17 protein-coding genes are annotated in these 21,958 nt (G+C 35.0%); 11 read left to right on the top strand and 6 right to left on the bottom strand.

The window, feature by feature from the left end; translation table 11 throughout:
* The first annotated feature begins 313 nt into the window (after positions 1-313).
* From EOD40_RS12395 to EOD40_RS12365, 7 genes are all read left to right on the top strand, one after another.
* Positions 314-928: a CPBP family intramembrane glutamic endopeptidase gene (locus tag EOD40_RS12395; RefSeq protein ID WP_128195986.1), complete on the top strand. Its 615-nt coding sequence runs from the start codon at positions 314-316 to the stop codon at positions 926-928.
* A gap of 122 nt (positions 929-1,050) precedes the next feature.
* On the top strand, positions 1,051-1,446 hold the full coding sequence (locus tag EOD40_RS12390; RefSeq protein WP_128195984.1) for an energy transducer TonB: 396 nt from the start codon (positions 1,051-1,053) through the stop codon (positions 1,444-1,446).
* Positions 1,447-1,588: 142 nt separating this feature from the next.
* Entirely contained in the window at positions 1,589-2,140 is a 552-nt protein-coding gene (locus EOD40_RS12385) for an antibiotic biosynthesis monooxygenase (protein ID WP_128195982.1), read from the top strand.
* Between the two features lie 52 nt (positions 2,141-2,192).
* Positions 2,193-2,792, top strand: a complete 600-nt coding sequence (locus tag EOD40_RS12380) for a nitroreductase family protein (RefSeq protein WP_128195980.1) — start codon at positions 2,193-2,195, stop codon at positions 2,790-2,792.
* A gap of 299 nt (positions 2,793-3,091) precedes the next feature.
* The gene (locus EOD40_RS12375) at positions 3,092-3,979 is read left to right on the top strand and encodes a pirin family protein (protein WP_128195978.1); all 888 of its coding nucleotides are present in this window, start codon (positions 3,092-3,094) and stop codon (positions 3,977-3,979) included.
* Positions 3,979-4,470: a hypothetical protein gene (locus EOD40_RS12370; protein WP_128195977.1), complete on the top strand. Its 492-nt coding sequence runs from the start codon at positions 3,979-3,981 to the stop codon at positions 4,468-4,470. The genes EOD40_RS12375 and EOD40_RS12370 overlap by 1 nt, the downstream gene beginning before the upstream one ends.
* A 118-nt stretch (positions 4,471-4,588) precedes the next feature.
* The gene (locus tag EOD40_RS12365) at positions 4,589-5,458 is read left to right on the top strand and encodes a DUF808 domain-containing protein (protein ID WP_128195975.1); all 870 of its coding nucleotides are present in this window, start codon (positions 4,589-4,591) and stop codon (positions 5,456-5,458) included.
* A 36-nt stretch (positions 5,459-5,494) separates the two neighbouring features.
* Here EOD40_RS12365 and EOD40_RS12360 read toward each other — a convergent pair whose 3' ends face one another.
* Positions 5,495-6,508 (bottom strand): PorP/SprF family type IX secretion system membrane protein, encoded by a 1,014-nt coding sequence (locus EOD40_RS12360; protein WP_231129625.1) that lies wholly within the window; start codon positions 6,506-6,508, stop codon positions 5,495-5,497.
* A gap of 4 nt (positions 6,509-6,512) precedes the next feature.
* The gene (locus tag EOD40_RS12355) at positions 6,513-10,871 is read right to left on the bottom strand and encodes a PKD domain-containing protein (RefSeq protein WP_128195973.1); all 4,359 of its coding nucleotides are present in this window, start codon (positions 10,869-10,871) and stop codon (positions 6,513-6,515) included.
* A gap of 200 nt (positions 10,872-11,071) precedes the next feature.
* Here EOD40_RS12355 and EOD40_RS12350 point away from each other — a divergent pair, with 200 nt between their 5' ends.
* Positions 11,072-11,959, top strand: coding sequence for a carbon-nitrogen hydrolase (locus tag EOD40_RS12350; RefSeq protein ID WP_128195972.1), 888 nt, complete (start codon positions 11,072-11,074; stop codon positions 11,957-11,959).
* A gap of 182 nt (positions 11,960-12,141) precedes the next feature.
* Here EOD40_RS12350 and EOD40_RS12345 read toward each other — a convergent pair whose 3' ends face one another.
* Together EOD40_RS12345 and EOD40_RS12340 are read right to left on the bottom strand one after the other, a co-directional pair.
* Positions 12,142-13,662 carry a choice-of-anchor I family protein gene (locus tag EOD40_RS12345; RefSeq protein ID WP_128195970.1) on the bottom strand — a complete coding sequence of 507 codons (1,521 nt, stop codon included), beginning with the start codon at positions 13,660-13,662 and terminating at the stop codon, positions 12,142-12,144.
* A 211-nt stretch (positions 13,663-13,873) separates the two neighbouring features.
* Positions 13,874-15,133 carry an OmpA family protein gene (locus tag EOD40_RS12340; RefSeq protein WP_128195968.1) on the bottom strand — a complete coding sequence of 420 codons (1,260 nt, stop codon included), beginning with the start codon at positions 15,131-15,133 and terminating at the stop codon, positions 13,874-13,876.
* Between the two features lie 512 nt (positions 15,134-15,645).
* Between EOD40_RS12340 and EOD40_RS12335 the strand changes: the two genes are divergently transcribed.
* Positions 15,646-16,686, top strand: coding sequence for an agmatine deiminase family protein (locus EOD40_RS12335; RefSeq protein WP_128195965.1), 1,041 nt, complete (start codon positions 15,646-15,648; stop codon positions 16,684-16,686).
* A 250-nt stretch (positions 16,687-16,936) separates the two neighbouring features.
* On the opposite strand, the gene EOD40_RS12330 is transcribed toward EOD40_RS12335, so the two are convergent.
* Together EOD40_RS12330 and EOD40_RS12325 are read right to left on the bottom strand one after the other, a co-directional pair.
* Positions 16,937-17,644 (bottom strand): DUF3307 domain-containing protein, encoded by a 708-nt coding sequence (locus EOD40_RS12330; RefSeq protein WP_128195963.1) that lies wholly within the window; start codon positions 17,642-17,644, stop codon positions 16,937-16,939.
* Positions 17,638-18,243 (bottom strand): transcriptional regulator, encoded by a 606-nt coding sequence (locus EOD40_RS12325; RefSeq protein WP_128195962.1) that lies wholly within the window; start codon positions 18,241-18,243, stop codon positions 17,638-17,640. The genes EOD40_RS12330 and EOD40_RS12325 overlap by 7 nt, the downstream gene beginning before the upstream one ends.
* A gap of 179 nt (positions 18,244-18,422) precedes the next feature.
* On the opposite strand from EOD40_RS12325, the gene recG reads away from it, so the two are divergent.
* Together recG and EOD40_RS12315 are read left to right on the top strand one after the other, a co-directional pair.
* Positions 18,423-20,534, top strand: a complete 2,112-nt coding sequence (gene recG / locus EOD40_RS12320) for an ATP-dependent DNA helicase RecG (RefSeq protein ID WP_128195960.1) — start codon at positions 18,423-18,425, stop codon at positions 20,532-20,534.
* Between the two features lie 254 nt (positions 20,535-20,788).
* A complete protein-coding gene (locus tag EOD40_RS12315) occupies positions 20,789-21,847 on the top strand; it encodes an efflux RND transporter periplasmic adaptor subunit (RefSeq protein ID WP_128195958.1) in 1,059 nt (352 codons plus the stop codon).
* Positions 21,848-21,958 lie beyond the last annotated feature (111 nt).

Below are 21,958 nucleotides of genomic sequence, written 5' to 3'. Positions count from 1 at the left end.
TTCATTAAGTAAAATAATTTTGTCACATCGAGCGTAGTCGAGATGCTCAATTAAACAAGAAATTCCTAGAAAACACCAGTCGAGAGATTGGTGTTTTTTTTTAGGAGCATAACGATAGTTTTCCATAAGTACTTCCCTCCTGCTCTCGTCTTTATCTCTGCGCTGCGCTACGAGGATATCGGCTCGATCAGGGCTAGAGAGAACGTTTTTATTTCCATAATATCGTATCCCAAATTACCTTACAAATAAGAAAGACTTTAAAATTATTTATAAGAAAAAAACGATATATTTGGATTTCAATAAAACAAATAAAATGGAGATCACTGAAAAATCAAACAGAAGAAAAACTGGATTAATAATACTATCAATGAGTTTGTTTATGTTTAGTCCAATTTTGATGCATTTAATAAGCTATAAAATTCCCATGTTTGAGAATTTAGGATTGTCAATTGAAACATTAGCACCAATAACGGCATGGATTGTAGCACTAATATTGACTATTTCTTATGTCATTTATACTTTTAAAGTTGTTCCGTTTGTTCATAAAATGCAACGAGAAATATCATTATTCAAAATGGTTGGACTAATGACTATTGTAGGCGGAATTGTAGAGGAAGTTGTATTTAGAGGTTGGTTAATGGATTTGTTAATGAAATTAGGCTACGGAGCTATAATACAAATAATAGTTTCTGGACTTGCATTTGGATTAGTTCATATAACTTGGGGATTATTTAGTAAGGAAAAACGATTTTTAAAAGGAGCATTTATTGCAACAACCTTTTTAGGGTTTGGATTAGCAATTGTATATCTAGTTGGTAATAGAAACATAGGACCTTGTATCGTTTCGCATTCGATAATTAATATCATTATTGAACCATGGTTAATGTTAGCAGCAGTTTCAAAAACATGGAAATTAAAAGATGAATAAAAAATAGCTACCCAGTTTTGCGAAATCTCCTGACTTCGCCACACACGCTGAGTAATAAATATAAACTAAACCTACTGTAGTACAAAAACGCTATAAACCTATAACCAACAAAAAAACGAACTATGAAAAATTATCTCTTTTTATTTTTATGTTTACTTACTCAAAATTTATTTTCTCAAGAAAATGTAGATAAGAAAGCTTTAAAAAAAGAATATTTCACAACCGCTGAAATTGATGTCAAACCAGAATTTCCTGGTGGAGGTGAAAAAATGTATAGCTTCATTGCTAAAAATTACAAGATACCAGAAAGTAAAGAAAAAATAATAGGAAAAATTTATATTGTTTTTATTGTAGAAACTGACGGCTCAATTTTAGATGTCAAAATAACTAAAGATATAGGACATGGAACTGGAGAAGAAGCTATTCGAGTTATCAAAATGTTTCCAAAATGGAAGCCTGGAGAAAAAAATGGTGAAAAAGTCAGAGTTCAATATCAAATACCTATTAGCATCAATTAGACAATCAACAAGTTTAGTTCAGGTCTTGGAAGTTTCCTGACTTCGCCACCCTGCTCAGCGAAGTCTCCTGACTTCGTAAACATTCCAATAAAAAAACTACCAAAGTCAAGCTATAATTCAATTACTGATAAATATATTTTAAATGGAAAATCAAGGTGCATCAGTTGTAATTAACCATTATATTTTAGATGGAAAACAAAAGCAATATGAAGATTGGCTCAATGAAATTGGTCCTATATGCAGAAGCTTTGCAGGCAACATCGACTGGCAAATAATTCGGCCAATTCCCAATTTAACTTTCAATTATACTATAATTATTAGATTTGATACCATTGAAAACCTAAAAAACTGGATGGAGTCTAAGGAGAGAAAAAGTCTCATTGAAAAAGTGAAACCTTTTATGGCTAAAGATGATAAATATCTTATCAAATCTGGTTTAGATTTCCTTTTTGATACTGAGAATGAAAGTCAAAAAGTCCCTGTTCGATGGAAACAATATTTAGTCACTTGGTCAGCTATTTACCCTTTATCCATTTTAATTCCTTTGATTGTATTACCAATTTTAAAAACATTAAACTTTCCTGATAATAAATTTATCAACTCCTTATTTATTTCCGGATGCATTGTTTTCATAATGGTGTATTGGCTGATGCCTAATTATACCAAATTAATTAAAAAATGGCTTTACAAATAATATAGAAGCATTGACTTAACTTTGCAGCTATTCAAACATTAAAAATAGAGTCATGAATATTTTAGATTTAATACAAAAAAGATATACTGCAAAGAAATACAACGCTCACAAGGCAATACCACAAGAAAAAATCGAGGATTTAAAAGAAATTTTGCGCCTCACTCCTTCCTCAATCAACATCCAGCCCTGGAAATTTACTTTTGTACAAAACCCAGAAATGAAAGCCAAATTAGCCACGGTTTCGATGCATAATACCGAAAAAATAAACCAGGCGCAATTATTGGTGGTTTTTAGTGTAGCCGATGATTTGGATGCTTTTCAAAAAGTAGTAGAAAACGAATTACCACAAGCCAGAAAGGATTGGTACAATCAAATGAAAGCAAGTATGCCGGAATCCGATTTAAAAATATGGCTGGCCAAACAGGTGTATATTGCCTTGGGAGTAGGTTTGACCGCCAGTGTTGCCTTAGGTCTGGATTCGACAGCGATGGAAGGCATCGAATCGGATAAATACAAAGACATTCTTAACATGGCGGCATACAAACCACTATTTGCAATGGCTGTAGGTTACGCTTCGGATGACGATTTCAACCGATTAGAAACAACCCCAAAATCCAGAAGATTACAAGAAAGTGTAATTGAAACTATTTAAACCATGTCCTCAATTGGGTGAAATTAGTTTTTGATGAAATTTTTTCGTCTGTTCGAGTAATCCCGCTTTTGGGCGGGATTGTATCGAGAACAAGAAAAATTTCATTAAAAACGGTTCTCGATACATTTTTTGTTCCGTCCCGAAGTGTCGGGACGGAACAAAAAACACTCGAACTGACATTTTTAATAATTTCACCTAACAGATTAAAAACAGCATTTTTTAAGTTATTTTTGTTTGTAACAAAAGCTCATTCGAACAGAATTGTTATCTATTAAATCGCTAAACTAAAATTAATCGTTATGTCAAATATCAACCTAATCATTGAAGAACGCGCTGCCGATATAGGAAATTTTCTGGTAGGCCGATTGCTGCCTTTCCGTCAAAAACGCATGGTTGGTCCATTTATTTACATAGACCACATGGGACCTGTAAAAATGAATGAACGTCAGAATTTTGATATCCTGCCACATCCGCATATTGGTCTTTCTACACTTACTTTTTTATTTGAAGGCAGTATTATGCACCGCGATAGTTTGGGCAATGAAGTTGAAATAAAACCGGGCGAAGTCAACTGGATGACAGCCGGGAAAGGCATTGTACACTCCGAACGCACTCCCGAATATTTACGCCATTCTGAAAAAAACATGCACGGCTTACAAATTTGGGTAGCCTTGCCAAAACATTTGGAACAAATGAATCCAGAGTTTTTTCATATTGACAGCAGCGAAATTCCATCCTGGAAAGAAGATGATGTGGAATTCAAATTAGTCGCAGGTGAAGCCTTTGGCAAAAAATCCAAAGTGCCGGTGTACAGCCCAATGTATATGATAGAAATCAAATCGGTTACGGAGAAAAAACTAAATATCGGTCAGCATCTATATGGCGAAGCCGGTCTCTATATTATGGAAGGCGGTATTGAAAACGATGGCAGTAAATACGGTCCTAAACAAATATTGGTGGCAAAAAATAGTTCTCTTTGTGAATTTACGATAAAGCCCAATTCGACTATCTATATTTTTGGTGGCGAAGCCTATCCAGAAGAACGTTTTATCGACTGGAATTTTGTTTCAAGCAATCCGGAATTGATTGAACAGGCCAAACAAAACTGGACGGAACAAAAGTTTGACAAAATAAAAGGTGAAACCGAATTTGTTCCTCTTCCTGTATATCCCAAACTGAAAAACTAATGTCAAAACGAGACGAATTACATCAATTTCCTTTGTATCAAAAAGCGGAACAAATTTATAAAATCACAAGAGGATTAGTCGAAATTGTTCCTGCTGACAATGAATTTCTTCAGGAAACCACGGTTCGATTCATGATGGAAAACGCCATGATAATTCCTGCTAAAATTGCGGGAGCCCAGGCTGTCGAATTGTACGATTTGAAAATGGAGAATGCAACCATTATCCGAAAAGCTGCCAGAGAACTTTATGTTCAAGTAGGAAGTTTACGTTTTGAAGAAGCTATTTCTGATCAGGATTACATTCATTTATTAAGAAAAGAAATCGACGAATTCCGACTCTTATTTATTGATTGGGTTGCCGGTTTTGATGTTTGGAATTACATCAAAGACAGTTGGGGATTGTTTAACCCGCCAGGGGTAAACGCCCACGACAAAGATCCCGATGACGACATCCCTTTTAATCCCGATGATTTTTTGAATTTTGAGGATTAGGATGATGATTAATTTTATACTAAAATTCAATCAAAAAATAGTAGTTTCGCAACAATAAAACAACCTAAACTACTTGGGTATTTTTTACATTACAAAGTAGTTATTTAAAACAAATTTAATGGCATCAGGTTTTTTCGCACTATTGGATGATATCGCAGCAATTATGGATGATGTAGCCGTAATGAGCAAAGTGGCTGCCAAAAAAACAGCTGGGATTTTAGGGGATGATTTGGCTGTAAACGCCGAAAAAGCTTCGGGCTTTGCTTCTTCCAGAGAATTACCCGTTTTATGGGCTATCAGCAAAGGTTCGCTAATCAATAAAATCATCATTCTTCCCATAGCATTTTTATTGAGTGCTTTTTTTCCTTTGGCAATCATCATCATCTTAGTTCTGGGAGGACTTTTTTTAGCCTATGAAGGTGCCGAAAAAATACACGAGTTCTTTTTTCATCGTCATCACGATAAAATAGAAATCACAGAGCAAACTTTTACCGAAGAAGAAATTTTAGCACTTGAAAAAGATAAAATAAAATCGGCCATAGTTACTGATTTTATTCTATCGGTAGAAATTGTAATTATTGCGCTGGGAACTGTTATTGGGCAACCTATAACACAACAAATTGCTGTAGTTTCGATAATTGCAATTCTGGCGACCGTGGGTGTTTATGGTATTGTTGCCCTGATTGTACGAATGGATGAAGCAGGTTTAAAATTGATTCAGCTGAGTTCTAAAGAACGAAGTGCTGCGAAATTTATAGGGAATATCCTGGTACAAGCCTTACCTAAAGTCATTAAAAGTTTGTCTGTAATCGGGACAATCGCTTTGATTATGGTTGCCGGCGGAATCTTTGTGCATAACATTGATTATTTACATCATTTCGCTCCACAATTGCCTTCTATTGTAAAAGAATTTATCATTGGACTTCTCTTCGGATTTGTGGTTTTAGCGATTGTAAATCTATTCAAAAAAGTGTTTGGCAAGAAATAATATCCTATTGTAATTATTTAAGACTATTTCGGAAAATTATCTTTCCGTATAATTAGGACAGCCAAAACATTTTTTGTCCAGGTTAAATTGATAGGTTAAAGACAATTCATAAACACCTCCTGTTTTTCCTATTTTGGTAGTGTTTAAATCATACGAAAGTCCTAATCGCAAATGATCATATTGCAATCCTGTAAAAAGATTCACAGAGGTAAGCAAATGACCATCGATTCCGTTTTTAGCAGGATTAGTGACAGCAGTAACGCCAAAAAACATCTTTTCAAACAATATGGAAGTTCCAATATCTAAGCGATTGTAACGTCCTTGCTGCATGTAGTTAGCCGTAGCAAACATCTTAGTGGCATAAGGAAAAAACTGCACGTCGATATAATCGGCTAAGAGGAATTCATATCCCGTACTCAAAGAGAAGAAAGTGTTCAATGGTACATTTCCGTCTTTGTTAAAAGCAATATTGGGTTTGTTAAGGTGTTTCATCGATAAACCAATCCATAAATCATCAGTATTAAAAACCATCCCTGCCCCGATATCAAAAAAACTTACTTTGTCATTTTTCAGTGCAGGATCAATAGAAGTCGAATTATTGATTCCTGTTCTAATATTAATCTGATCTTCTAAGAGTAAATTTTGAAAAGCAAAGGATTTGTATCCAAAACCAACTTCTATTGCAGGTCTAAAATCCCATTCGTCACTTACACGAACACGGTAAGCGTAATTAGCATTAAGTTGGGAGAAATTATAATTGGTAAGATTCTCTCTTTGATTTAAAAAACTAACTCCTAGACCGCTATTCATTTCGTCACTCCAAGTGTTCAAAAAAACATAATCGGTATCGATTTTCAAATTCAAATCAGGCCATTGTTCCCTATGAATTATTCCCATATAAGTGGTTTCCATGAATCCTGTAAATCCTGGATTTAAGGTTTCCGGCACTAAAAAATATTGGGTAAAAACAGGATCCTGTGCTTTAACATTAGAATAAAAGAAACACGAAATCAGGATAATAAATAATTTAATTCTCATTTGTAATTTCATTCTTTTATTTGATTAATGTAAAAGCTCCTTCTTGGGTAATGGTATGATTGTAGAATGTTTTAGCAAACAATTTAAAGTAGTAATTGCCATTTTCGGCATCTAAATCTTTTACTTTTCCATTCCACCCTTTTATGTTTTCGCCAGTTTCGCTGTAAATTAAACTTCCCCAGGTATCATAGACATGCAAGGTAACTTCGACAAAACCTAAAAATACCGGTGCAAAACTATCGTTAATTCTATCATTATTAGGTGAAAAAGCCGTCGGCATGGTTACACTATAGCCTTTTTCAATAGTAATAGTGGTAGTATAAACATATTGACAACCAAAAGGATAAGTAACTGTTTGTTTTATGGTATAAGTCCCCACTCTGGTATAAATATGTGACGGATTTTCTTCATCTGAAAAATTACCATCACCAAAATCCCAAGATATATTGGTAAAATCCCCTGTAGCTAAATTGGTAAACAAAATAGGATCAAAAATAGAATACAAATTGTAAACATCATGGCCATAAGAAGCATACGAAAAATTAGGATTCCCTAAAACGGGAGTATTAACCTTGAAAGGCAAATCTTGTTTACAACCAAAACTGTCTTCAACACTAAAAACAATCAAACCATTGTTATTGGTATTCATGATTTGATTATTACTTCCGCTAACCACACCGTCAGACCAACTCAGTTTATAAGGCGGAATTCCACCTTTTACATGACCTACAAAGGTTTGCTTGACATATTTGGTATCACAATCATAATCGGTTATGGTTTCAACGCTAGGTGTTAATTGCTCAAATCGGATAATTTTCCAGGAATTGGTAGCCTTACAACCATTGGCATCCGTAACATTTACAATATAATTATCAGGTGGTAAATTAATTAAATCTTCGGTTTTAGCACCATTAGACCAGGCATAGGTAAACGGTGGTGTTCCTCCGGTAACGATTAGATTAATTGCCCCGGTATTGGCATTCAAACAACTCAACGGATTGGATACATCAGCTCTTAACTCAATTGCCAATGGTTCTTTTATAATAAAAGTTTGCTGTATGGTACACAACTTCTTGTCGGTAATGGTTACTGAATATCTTCCGGGGCCAAGATTATTTCGTTCCGTTCCGGCAGTAGAATTATCACTCCAAACTAATTTTATTGGAGCAACACCTCCTACCAGATTCAATCGAATGTGACCGTCATTTCCTCCAAAACAAGAAATTTGTTTTACATCAGGATTTATCGAGAACACAGGAACGTTATCAATGGTAATTGGAAATTGCTTTGGGCACCCTAAAGCATCTTCAATGCTAATAATATAAGTTCCTGCCGATAAATTATTTTGTACTCTTCCCGTTCCTAAATTACTCCATTTGATAATATAAGGATCTCCACTAGCAAACGGAACTCCTCCTGTAATATCAGTAATGGTAATAGAGGCATTGGCATCATTATAACAGGCAATCTCCGTTTTAGTGTATTGCAGTTTGATTTCGCTATTTTGAGTCAAAACAACCGTTAAATTGTCCCTACAGCCTGAATTATCGGTCACTCTTAAATTATAAGTCCCCGCAGGCACATTTCGCAAATTCTTTGAGGTACTTGTAAAACTGTTAGGTCCAGTCCATAAATAAGTATAATTAAAAACTCCCGGACTAGTTTCTACAGCTCTACCTCCTGTAACATTTACATCAATTTCTCCTGTAGAATAGCCATAACAAAGAATGTTTTTTTGACTGGCCAAAGTAACAACAAGAACAGGCGGATTGATGATGGTATAAGTCTCTTCCAAAATTCCACAATTTCTGGTCTCGGTAATTTTCACATGATAAACGCCAGCAGCCAAATTTCGAATATCTTCCGATGTAGAAAAAGGATTTCCGTCTTTTGTCCAAACATAAGTATAAGGCGCTGTTCCTCCGCTTACATTCAAATTAATTTGTCCGTCATTTAAATTGTTGCAGGAAATATCATTTTTAACTCCTGAAAAACTAAATTTAGCTGGTTGATTTACCGTATATGTCGCTGAGAAAGGACAACTTCCATTATCAGTAATTCTCAGGTTATAATTTCCCGGTGCCAGATTCGAAATATCCTCAGCCGTACTTGTAAATTGATTAGGCCCTGTCCAGGAAAATTGATAGGGAGATCCTGTAGGAAATGGAATTCCACCACTCACCGTTAGATTAATCGCCCCATCATTTGCATCAAAACAACTCGAATTTCTAATTACAGGACTGGCATTTATTAAAGGATTCACTTTTACAGTAACTTTAAAATCAGGTCCAGGACAACTACCTGCTGTAGGTGAAACTGTATAGGTAACAGTTGCTGGATTAGCAGTATTATTTGTTAAACTTTGACTAATGCTAGTTGTTTGATTCGATTGTGCAAATGCACCACTTACCGCTCCTGAAGGAGAAACAACAGGAGTTGACCAAATATAAGTAGTCCCAGAAGGCACATTATCGCCTCCTCCACTTCTTGGAGTAATCGTAAAACTACTACCACTGCATATTTCAGCAGATTTAGCCGAAATGATAGGTGATAAAACTGTGTTTACTGAGAAGTTTTCCGTTTTTGAAACTGTTCCGCAACTATTGGTAACACTAAAAGTAGCCGTATAATTTCCACTGACAGAATAATTAATTGAACCCGGATCAAAAGAAGTAGAACTCGATGGCGTTCCTCCCGGAAAACTCCATGAATATGTCAGTTCCGAACTTGGAGCACAATTTTCAATTACTTTCCCCACAGGATGTATGGTTGCCGAATTACAAAAATCAGAAATAGGATCTAAAGAGATAATTGGTGGTTTCTTGACCTCAATTGTTTTTGTTATTTCACGCTCAATACCGCAGGAGTTTATTGTTCTCAATCTAAGATAATATGTTCCTGATACAGTAAAGTTAATTACCGGATCTTTTGAAGTATAGCCTGTTCCAGCAGTAAAATACCAACTTGGGGTTTTATTTTCACAATAAGGATCTGTATAATAAGTTATATCCCAATAATAGCTTTGAGCTCCACAGGCTAAACGGGTATCTGTAGTATTGGTAATCTGTGTATTAGAATTGATACAAGCTTTAACATAAGTAAAATCAGGCTGTAAAATCGGTTCCACACAAATGGTTCTTCTATATTCTACTCCAACACCACAAGGAGTTACAGCATTTAATTTTACAGTATAAGACCCCGGAGAAGTATAAACGTGGCTAGGATTTACGCTATTTGAAACAGCAGTTCCATCACCAAAATCCCAGGTGTAAACCCCTACTGTACTACAGTTATTTGTATATCCAGCCACAGTGGTATTACTGAATGATACTGCCGAATTCACACAGGCAATACTTGTCGAACTAAAACTCACAATAGGTTTATCTAAAATAATAATTGGGCCTGCCGATAAATCGGTTCTTCCACAAGAATTAGTTATGGTTAAAATAACTGTATTTCCGCTTGGACAATTGAATCGCGTAAAAGTATGCGGAATAGGAAAATTTTGTGAAGCGGCCGGATTAGCAGCATTATAATAAGTAGAACTTTCTAATTGAGTTTGGGTATAACTGGCAGAAGAACCATCACCATAATTCACCTGATATCTCGTATCGGTTGGATTCAACGCCCAGGAACCAATAGCAAAATTCATAGGAGCCAAAGGAACACAAAAATTGGTTGTATTTCCCGGAGCAATCAAAGCTCCAACGGGATTATTGGAATTCTTGACGATATACGAAATACTGTTATTACATCCACTTCCTCCAACAGCAGTAATAATCATATTGAAAGAGCCCAATCGTGCATAGGTATGTTGTTTTGGAAAACTAACATTGGTTTCTGTACTGCCATCACCCCAATCGATATTATAAGAAGTAATACAAGTGGTCGAAGCGGAACTATTACCAACATTAATCGAATAACTAAGACTCGAGTTATTATCGCCACATCTTTCAAAAACAGAACTCGAACCCGCATTTAAATTTACAAACTTTAAATCGGGTTTTTGTTGTACTGAAACCGTTTTAATAACTGAATTACTCAATCCGTTTCTATCTGTAACTGTTAGTTTAACACTGAAATTTTGAATACCACAGCCTAAAGCCGTAAAAGTATGGGTTGGATTACTATTGGTAGAACTGGTTCCATCTCCAAAATCCCAATTATAAGTATAGGGCGAATCACCACTTATAATGGGAACAAATGTTATAGGCGTATCCGAACAACTGTTGTTATTATTAAAAGTAAAATCTACAGTAGGTGCTAAAACCTCAATTCCGGTATTCGTATCCAGATTATTAGCTACTAGAGAACTGACTCCCATAACAGCAATGAATACAATAAAAAAATGCGCAATCCGAGGAATTTTTATCATAAAAACAAGCTCTATAATTTTCTGACAAAAATATATATAAATTTGAATTACAGCACATTTTTAAATTATAAATGTAAAATCAACCGTTTATTCCAAGTTCAAATTCAGCAAATCCCATCATTAACGTCGAAACTTTTCTAAATAGCAATATTTCTACTCTTCATAAAAATACCTATTTTTGCAATCTAAAAAATACTACCATGCCCAATAAAAAATACAAAATTGCTGTTATCCAACTAAATCTGAATGACATTGCCGAAAACAACCTGAAAAAATGTATCAGTTGGGTTCGTGATGCGGCGAGTCAAGGTGCAGAAGTTATTTCGTTACCTGAATTATACAGCAGTCATTATTTCTGTCAAAGTGAAGATGTAGACAATTTTGCCTTAGCAGAACCTTTATACAGCACTTCTTTTATTGCTTTTAGCGAATTAGCCAAAGAATTAGGAGTAGTTATTATTGTTCCTTTCTTCGAAAAAAGAATGGCTGGAATCTACCACAACAGTGCTTACATTATTGATACCGATGGAACTGAAGCTGGATTATACCGCAAAATGCACATTCCGGACGATCCTGCATTTTACGAAAAATTCTATTTCACACCTGGTGATTTAGGATTTAAAAACAATAGAACTCAAAAAGGAAATATTGGAACCTTAATTTGTTGGGATCAATGGTATCCGGAAGCTGCCCGTTTGACAGCTTTAAAAGGTGCTGAGGTTTTATTTTACCCAACAGCTATTGGATGGCATCCACAAGAAAAAGAGCAATACGGCGAAAACCAATATGGAGCCTGGATGAACGTGATGAAAGGACATGCCGTAGCCAATGGTATTTATGTAGCTGCTGCCAACAGAATTGGTCTAGAGCAATATTTACCGGATACTGCCGGAATTGAATTTTGGGGAGCTTCCTTTATCTGTGGTCCACAAGGAGAGATTTTAGCACAGGCTTCTCACGATAAAGAAGAAATCTTAATTGCTGAGGTGGATTTAGACTTACAGGAAAATGTTCGTCAAAACTGGCCGTTCTTCAGAGACAGAAGAATTGATGCTTTTGGAGATATTACTAAAAGAGCGATTGATTAAGTTTTTATTGACACACATATTTCTCTTTATTAAAACTATGTACCTTACGGTTAGATATAATAAAAGCTTTGTGAGTCTTCGTGTCTCCTTCGCGAATCTTTGTGGTAAAACTTTAAAGAATAAAAAATGGACTAAAGCACATTGCCTTAGTCCATTTTGTTTTAAAAGACATGTAAATAAATTTATTGTAGATTAGGCTGGAAAAACTTAACAACCCCATCCCCTTCACTACTTACCACTAACAAACTTCTTTTATTAGGACTTTTAGAAGCAGGAATAAACAATAAGCCTTCAGGAGCATCACCTGTTTTTATACTTTGCAAATATTGTGGAGCCGATGGATTAGTGATATCATAAACCATAACCGTATCAGTTCTTTCAAGACCTACAAACAGAATGTTTTTATTTCCCATTTTGGCTACCACCACAGCTTCCGGTTCTGAACCTTTGTCATCACTACGGGTATCATCATAAGTACCAAAATCATTCGAACGTTTGTCTAAATCGTTTTTACTGTCAAAAACCAGACTTCCTGTATTTCCGTTCCAAATGGTGAACGAACGTGCTCCAAAACTAATTAATTCATCTAAATCCCCATCGTTATCTGTATCACCTTCTGTTGAAACCAAATTCAAACGTCCCATTTTAGCATCTGCTTTTAAAGTGGCAGCATCAGGAAAAACAGTTGCGTCTAAGTTTAATGATTTTAAACGGGCAACATCCGCATAAGTTCCATATTCTCTGGCATCACCTTCATTGGCTGTAATAAAATAAGGAGTTCCATTTACAACATAACTTGCAATAGCATCAGGCATAAACAATCCTTTTAGTTTCCAGGGAGTAAATGAAACAACTAAGTCTTTATCGCTAACATCAATTCCGTTTTCGGCAGAATTAAAATCTTTGTAACCCAATCCGAAAATAGACGTAATTGTTTTTGTTGCCAAATCTACTTTAGCCACTCCATTGTTTTCTTGCAAAGTAACCCAGGCTGTTTTAGAATCGGCTGAGATAGTGATGTATTCCGGTTCAATATCGGCAGCAAAACTTTTAGCCGTTTTAGAAACCCTGAATCCTTTGGTTCTCAATGTAGCCAACTGACTTTCGAAAGCGGCAAAATTCAATGTTGTTACAGCATAATTATTAGTCACATCAATGATAGAAACTGTTCCATCAGGATCTACAGAATAATCTGCATTTGGTTCGCCTTCGTTAGCCGAAATAATGTATTTTCCGTCTGGCGAAAAAGTTACCATATCAGGCAAAGCAACCACGGTAATTTCTTTAATCAAACTATAATCAGAAGTTTTAAAAACCACTACTTTTCCATTTCCTTGCTTGTTGGTAGTCGACTCTAAAGCTACTGCCAATTTCCCGTCATAAACAGCCACACTATTTGAAGCACCACTGTAAACAGACAAATCAATTACAGCTAATTTTTTAGGATTAATTGGATCTGATAAATCGATTACATCAATTTGGTTGGTGGCACTATTGTTTACCGTAAAAAGTCTTTTAGTCGTTTCGTCATAGGCACTGATTTCAGCTGCAGCTAGTCCACCAACAGTGATGGTTCCTATTTCTTTGAAACTGGCAACATCTTCGTTTACTTCAATCTCTTGATTATCGCCATTTCCTTTATCATTTTCACAACTGCATAAAATAAAAAGAGCCGCTAATAATGAAATCCCAAAATTTTTCATATTTCCTATTTTTTTGTTTCGGACAAAAATAGATTTCGGATAAAGCTTTTGGATTAAGTCATTATTATGAAATCTTTAATTTCACAGGAAAAATAGTACACATAATTATTCTTAGATTAACGCATCAAAAACAATCCGAAAAATAAGGCACAAAAAAAAAGCTGTTTCAACCTTAGTCGAAACAGCTTTCTAAATTATTTATTTGTAAAAATTACTTCACTTGAAAAGTAACTCTTCTCACGATTTGACGTGCTTGTTGAGAATTTTTATTTACAGAAGCATCTTCACCATTACCTTTTACAGTTAATCTTGAAGCGTCAATTCCAGCATTGATTACAATACTTTTAACTGCTTCAGCTCTTTTTTGAGATAATTGTTGGTTATAACTTGAACTTCCTACTTCATCAGCATATCCAATGATATCTGCCTTTTTAGATGGATTATTTTTCAAGTATTTAACTAAAAAGTCAACTCCTGATAAAGATGAATTTATTGGTTTAGACGAATTAAAATCGAAATATACATTTACATATCCTCCGTTAATTAACTCTTCAACTGTACTATTAGTTACAGTAGTATTAGTATTTTGTCCATACTTTTTATCTAAATAGCTTTCTAATTCATCTGGAACTCCATTTTTATTATTATCAATAGATTGTCCTTTTGTATTAACAGCTACACCAGCAATAGAATTTGGTTCCAAATCGTATAAATCAGCTACACCATCTTTATCAGAATCGATAAGACCTGTTTCGATTAATCCAACTCTTTGCTCTAAAGCATCGTATTTGTCAGCATCTCCAACCCAGTCAGCATGTTTTTCTTTTTTACCTAAGTAAAAAGTCAAACCAACAGATGCATTAAGCGTTACTCCATCTAAAGAACCAGTATGAGCTATCCCTTTACCATCGAAGTTATAGTTTTGTCTTCCGTAAACAAGACCTGATAAATCACCAGTCAAAGCAACACTATTGCTCAATTTAATTTGTCCAGTTAAACCAAGAATTCCATGTCCCATGTAATCTTTTCCTTTAAAACCGTTATCTGCTGATAATTGAGAAACTCCAAATCCACCATGTGCTAATAATCCAATAGTATTAGTCCATGTTTCAAAGTTTAAAGCTCTACCTACATTGATAACCCCTTGTAAACTTGTTCTGATTAGTTTGCTTTCAAATGGTGCAGTATTATCACGCTCTTGAAATTTATCATATCCAAAATCAAGTTTCAAACCAAATTTAGGACTAAACATATATCTTGCTCCTAAATCAGCGTGAAAAGGATTTAGTGTAGCAGTAGAATAACCTGCTGTCATAGCTCTCAATGGTTTGTTCACACCACCATTTAATTCAATAGACCACTTATCAAACTGATCTTTTTCAAGAGTTTTTTTAGTAGGTGTTGACATATCCTGAGCACTTGCAGCAAATGATAGTAATAACAAGGATAAAGAGGCAAATTTCTTTTTCATGATTATTTATTTTTTTAATTTTTAAAATCAGGGCAAATATAAATCATATAATTCTGATAATTGTTATATTGAAGTTATATAATTCACACTTTTATTGGCATTTTTACTTACAAGACGACTAGAAAAACCAGTACTATTTTGACTATCAAAAAGTTAAAATCAAAATTTTATTATTTATACTTTCTAAAAAAAATATTATTTTTCAATTTTAAAGCCAAGCTTACTCTACTTTTTTAGCACTTTTTGAATAATTTGTCTTTGTTTTCTTAAAATTAAGGATCACTTTATCTAATAAAAAAATCATAAATACTTCCTGAAAAAACACGAAACAGCGTTCTTCTCGAAAAAACTCAATCAAACATAATACATAAATTTACCTTTTGAGTTATTTATAAAGGAAGATTTTTTGCACAAGTTTAAGCCTGAAAAAATAAATATTGTTTTCAAACCTCCATTTTTATAATCCTTGCGAATGTTTATATTTGCGGTCTTATAATTTTTAGCCATTTTTTATGACAACTACAAACAGACGTTTTCCTGCTGAATGGGAAAAACAAGAAGGAATTTTACTTTGTTTTCCACATAATGGAAACGATTGGCCAGGAAAATACGAAGCGATTCAATGGGCATTTGTGGAGTTTATTAAAAAAGTGGCTACTTATGAAAAAGTCTTTTTGGTAGTTATCGACGAAAAACTAAAAACTAAAGTAAGCGATATGCTCGAAAGAGCCCGCGTAAACTTGAATCAAATTTCATTTATCATCCAGAAAACCAATCGTAGTTGGATGCGTGACTCTGGTTCTATTGTAGTTTATAAGGACGGTAAAAGAGAAGCTTTAAACTTCAACTTCAACGGTTGGGCGAAATATAAAAATTACCAACTGGACAAACACGTTCCTGCCAAAGTTTCTGATTTCTTAAAAATGCCTTTAACTCAGGTTATTTATAAAGGTAAACCAGTAATTGTAGAAGGTGGTGCCATTGATGTAAACGGTCGTGGTACTTTATTAACATCCGAAGAATGCCTGATGCACCCAAGTATTCAAGTGCGTAATGCTGGTTTTACTAAAGAAGATTACGAAGCCGTTTTTAAAGAATATTTAGGTGTAACCAATGTAATTTGGCTAGGTGACGGAATTGAAGGCGACGATACTCACGGTCACATTGATGATTTGGCGAGATTTGTAAACGAAGACACTATTGTGACCATCGTTGAAACCGACCCTAACGACGCCAATTACAAACCTTTACAAGACAATTTAAAACGTTTGCAAAATGCTAAACTGGAAGACGGAAAATCGCCTGTAATTGTGACTTTACCGATGCCAAAACGTCTGGATTTTGAAGACTTAAGATTACCTGCGAGTTATGCCAATTTCCTGATTTTAAATAACTGTGTTTTAGTTCCAACTTTTAACGATGTAAACGACAGAAAAGCATTGAATATCCTGGCGGAATGTTTCCCGGACAGAGAAATTATTGGTATTAGTGCTATAGATTTGATTTGGGGATTCGGGACTTTGCACTGCTTAAGCCAGCAAATTCCTGCCTGATTTTTATAATCAAAAGATTTTAATCTCATCGATATTTACAATCAGCCAGAATCTTCTAAATCTGCGTAAAAATATATAAGCACGCAGATTTAGCAGATTCTAGCTAATATTAAAAAAATACTTTGCGAAACTTTTCGTTAAAAACTAGACCACGGATATATAAAACAGATTCACACTGATTTTTTTAATTCTTCGCGAAGCTTCGCGTAAAACTTTGCGAAACTTTGTGGTAAAAAAATCTGCGCTTCGGTTAAACTATAAAGTTCTTATAAAGCATCGCACAAAGAATTCCCAATCCAAAACTCAATAAAGTTCCTATCAAAATATATTCGGTCAATCGAACATCTTTGGATTCTTTCAAATCACCAAACCTGAAAATAGATTTTGCAGCTAATAAAAAACCGATTCCTTCCCAAAAATTAATCAACACAAAAAAGAAAATAAACAAACGCTCTAAAATCCCAATGTATTTCCCGGCATTATTGGTATTATCCGTTTTTATAATTTGTTCACTCCATTTTGACAACAGCACTTTTAAAATGATTGCACTCACATAAGTCACCAAAACCAAAGCGGTAATCAAAGCTAGATTTTGCTGTGAATACAAATTTGAAATAGGTATTTGGTATGGGAAATAACAATAAACCACTGCCGCAATCACCGTCAAATGCATCAACTGATCGGCAAAAAACCAGAATTTTGCAGTTTTCTTTTTTTCAAAATACAATTTGGCACAATCAATCCCAAGATGACTCAAAGCAATGAAAAGAATCCCCGGTAAATAATAGCTATTGAATTGTGTTGTAATCAACAACAGCAATAAATGCACACCTACATGATAATACAAATACTTCGATTTAATTTTTTTCTTCTTTTTGTCTTTCACCCAGGCGGTAGGCTGTAACAAAAAATCGCCTATTAAATGCGCTAAAAGCAAACTTAAAAAAAATGCTACCATTGTTTTTTGATTTCTTGTTTATAAAATGCAATCATATTTTTCAATTCTTCATAACCCGCTCTTTTTAGCGAAGCACTTATCGAACTTTGGCTTTTTCTATTCAACACTGTAGCCAATTGATTTTGATTAATCTCCGGATTTTCAAATGCTTTTTTAATAACCTCCGCAGAAGTACTCGTCCAGTTATCAGCAACCATAAGCATAAAAGAAAGAATAACTTCAAAAGTTGAATTAAATTCAGCCCAAGGCGTTTGTATGCCTAATGTCTGTTTTTTCAATCTTTCAAAACATTCTCCTGAATTGATAAAAGCAGCACCATTGGATTCCGTTATTTTATCGGCATTATAATCAATATTCCCCACACCTATTGCCATGCGCACATCGAGCTCTTTGTGCTGTTTGATAGTAGCTTTAATCAACAATGCTATTTCGAGTGCATCTTCAGCAGGAACAAGCAACTGAAAACTGTCTCCTCGATAGATTTCCCAATCTTTAGGCTCATTACCATAGCTATTTAAAACCGCCTTTATATCAGCCAACCATAATACCGAAGGCACTTTTCTGGAACGCATAATATCAGCTGTAATTACTGCTTTCATAAATTTGAATTTTAATGCAAGATACAAAAATTATCGTCAAATTAAGCGATAATAACGATTATCGTCAAATTAAGCGATAATTAAAAATATCGCCAAATAAAACGATAATAAAATCAAAATTTACATTTTCAAAATCCCCTATTATAAACTATCTTCGTTTTTAAATTGAAAATCCGTAAATGTCTTCCAATAATCTCCTACTTACTCCTATCGAATACTTAAAAGGTGTTGGTCCCAGCAGGGGCGAATTACTGCGTAAGGAATTGGGAATTCATAAATATGCCGATTTACTCAATTTTTACCCCAACCGCTACATGGATCGCACGCGGTATTACAAAATCAACGAGTTACAAAACAACGTTGCTGAGGTCCAGATTATCGGGAAGATTATCAATATAAAAACCGTAGAATTTGCCAAAGGCAGAAAACGTCTTGTAGCAACTTTTATAGATGATACAGGGCAAATGGAATTGGTATGGTTTCAAGGACACAAATGGATTAGGGAATCCTTGAAACTAAATCAAATCATAGTAATTTTTGGAAAATGTACTTCGTTTAACGGAATGTACAACATGGCGCATCCCGAAATCGAATTGTGGAGCGAGCACGAACAAAGTTTGCGTTCGGCTATGCAACCCGTTTATCCTTCGACCGAAACCCTGACTAACCGGGGAATTTCAAACAGGGTAATAAACAAAATGATGCAACAATTATTTTTGGAAACACAAGCCTTGTTTACAGAAACTTTGCCTGATTACTTAACGCAAGAGTTGAAATTGATTCCGAAGAATGCCGCCTTATTCAATATCCATTTTCCTAAAAGTGCCGATGCCTTGGCGAAAGCCCAATTTCGATTAAAATTTGAAGAATTGTTTTTCATCCAAATCCAACTGATTATGAAAAACCTGATTCAGAAACACAAAATAAAAGGACATCCATTTACCAAAGTAGGCGATTTTTTTAATGAATTTTATCAAAATCACCTGCCTTTTGAGCTGACTAATGCGCAAAAAAGAGTGATTAAAGAAATCCGAACCGATATGGGAACCAATGCCCAGATGAATCGTTTATTACAAGGTGACGTAGGTTCCGGAAAAACCATTGTGGCTTTTATGAGTATGTTGCTGGCAATGGATAACGGTTTTCAGGCTTGCTTGATGGCGCCAACAGAAATCCTGGCAAATCAGCATTTTATTGGGCTTTCAGAATTATCTAAAAAACTGAATTTAAATATAAAAATACTCACTGGTTCAACTAAAACTTCAGATAGAAAAATCATCCATGAAGAACTGGAAAATGGTAGTTTACAAATCCTTATTGGCACACACGCTCTGCTGGAAGACAAAGTAAAATTCCATAGTTTGGGTTTAGCCATTATTGACGAACAACACCGTTTTGGAGTAGAACAACGTTCCCGATTGTGGAAAAAAAACGATATTCCGCCACACATTTTGGTGATGACCGCCACTCCTATTCCGCGAACTTTGGCCATGAGCTTGTATGGCGATTTAGATATTTCGGTTATTGACGAATTGCCTCCGGGTCGAAAACCCATTCAAACCGTGCATCGTTATGACAGCAACCGCTTGAAAATTTGGAAATTTCTTAGAGACGAAATTGCTTTAGGCCGCCAAATCTATATTGTGTATCCCCTGATTCAGGAATCAGAAAAAATGGATTACAAAGATTTGATGGACGGTTACGAAAGTATTTCCAGAGATTTTCCGTTGCCTGATTACGCCGTTTCCATTGTGCATGGCAAGATGAAACCTGCCGATAAAGATGCCGAAATGAAACGCTTTTCCGAAGGAAAAACCAATATTATGGTGGCTACAACTGTAATTGAAGTAGGCGTAAATGTTCCCAATGCCTCGGTGATGATTATTGAAAGTGCGGAACGTTTTGGCCTTTCGCAACTACACCAATTACGGGGTCGTGTAGGCCGTGGAGCTGAACAAAGTTATTGCATCCTGATTACCAGCCATAAACTGAGTTCTGACAGCAAAACCCGAATGGAAACGATGGTTCGTACAAACGATGGTTTTGAAATTGCCGAAGTCGATTTGAAATTACGCGGTCCCGGAAACCTGATGGGAACCCAACAAAGTGGTGTATTAAACCTTCAAATTGCCGATATCGTGAAAGACAGGGAAATATTATCTCTGGCCAGAGCACATGCTTTGAAAATCCTTTCAGACGATGCTCCTCTACAAAAACCGGAGCATAGCATTTTAAGAGCGGTATATATGGAATTAACCAAGAAAAAAAATATCTGGAACTACATTAGCTAAAAACCTCTTTTAAAAGCAATTAGTTTCAACAAAAAATATTGTCTTTCATTTTTTTGTTATATATTTCTTAAAGAAATAAACCTTTCTGTAAAAATTTCGTCAAAGCTAAGCACAGCAAGGAAAATTATAATTTTAAATTGCCTTAAATTTTAATACTTGTATACACAAGAATTAAACAAAATCAATTTTGTAAATATTAAAAACCCATTTCTAAAAATAAATTATCCTTTTTAAATTCTTTTCACCCTCATATTATGAAAATAAAAAACTTAGTTTACGCTTTAATCATCATCGGATTTGGTTCGTTTATTACTTATAGAATCATTGAAAACAAAGACGATTCGGAAAATTCTAAAGACAAATCAGATAAAAAGAAACCAATTAAAGTCAACGGAATTGTAGTACAATACCAAAATTTTGATAACAATCTTTCTTTATCAGGTTCTATCGAAGCCAATGAACAAGTCGAAATCCGTTCGGAAGTTTCAGGAATCGTAGAAAGCATCAACTTTAAAGAAGGTAGCAATGTAACCAAAGGACAATTACTATTTAAAGTAAATGATTCGGAATTAAGAGCACAACTAAGTCAAGCCAACACCAAAGAAAGTTTAGCCGCTGAAAATGAAAGAAGAGCTAAACTTTTACTGCAAAAAGAAGCCATCAGCCAGGAAGAATACGATATTGCCAGAGCCGAACACGCTTCGACTAAAGCACAAAGCCAATTAATTAAAGCTCAAATAGCCAAAACTTCGGTAAGAGCTCCATTTTCCGGAAGAATTGGTTTGCGTTCTATTTCTGTTGGAACCTATATCACTCCTGCTATTTTAGTTAGTAATTTGGTAAACCTTGGTAATCTAAAAATCACCTTTTCAATTCCTGAAAAGTATGCAACCCAAATAAAAAACAATACCGAATTGAGCTTTTCGGTAAGTGGTTCTAAAGAAAAATACAAAGCAAAAATATACGCCATAGAACCTTCAGTGGCAGTAGCAACACGCACCCTGCAAGTTCGTGCCATTGCCGAAAACAAAGACGGAAAATTATTAGCAGGAACTTTTGCCGATGTCGAATTGCCTTTGGCTATTATCAATGATGCCATTATAGTACCAACTCAGGCTGTTGTTCCTGTTCAAAACGGAAAAAAAGTATTTATTTCTGATTTTGGAAAAGCCAAGGAAGTCATGGTTGAAACAGCCACCCGTACTGATGCTTCCCTTTTAATACTATCAGGCTTGAAAGCCGGAGATACTGTTATTACCAGTGGTGTAATGGCTTTAAAAGATGAAGCTCCAGTGAAAGTGAAAGTGAAGTAAAGTTGTGCGTTATGAGTTGTGCGTTGTCTGTAACAAATACACTTCCATCCTCTAACTCCTAACCTCAAACTTCTTGCTTCTAACCCATAACTCATAACTCACAACCCAATT

Origin of the sequence: Flavobacterium sufflavum (assembly GCF_004016525.1) — a bacterium.
Lineage (GTDB): Bacteria > Bacteroidota > Bacteroidia > Flavobacteriales > Flavobacteriaceae > Flavobacterium > Flavobacterium sufflavum.
This window is presented reverse-complemented; position numbering and strand designations above follow the sequence as displayed.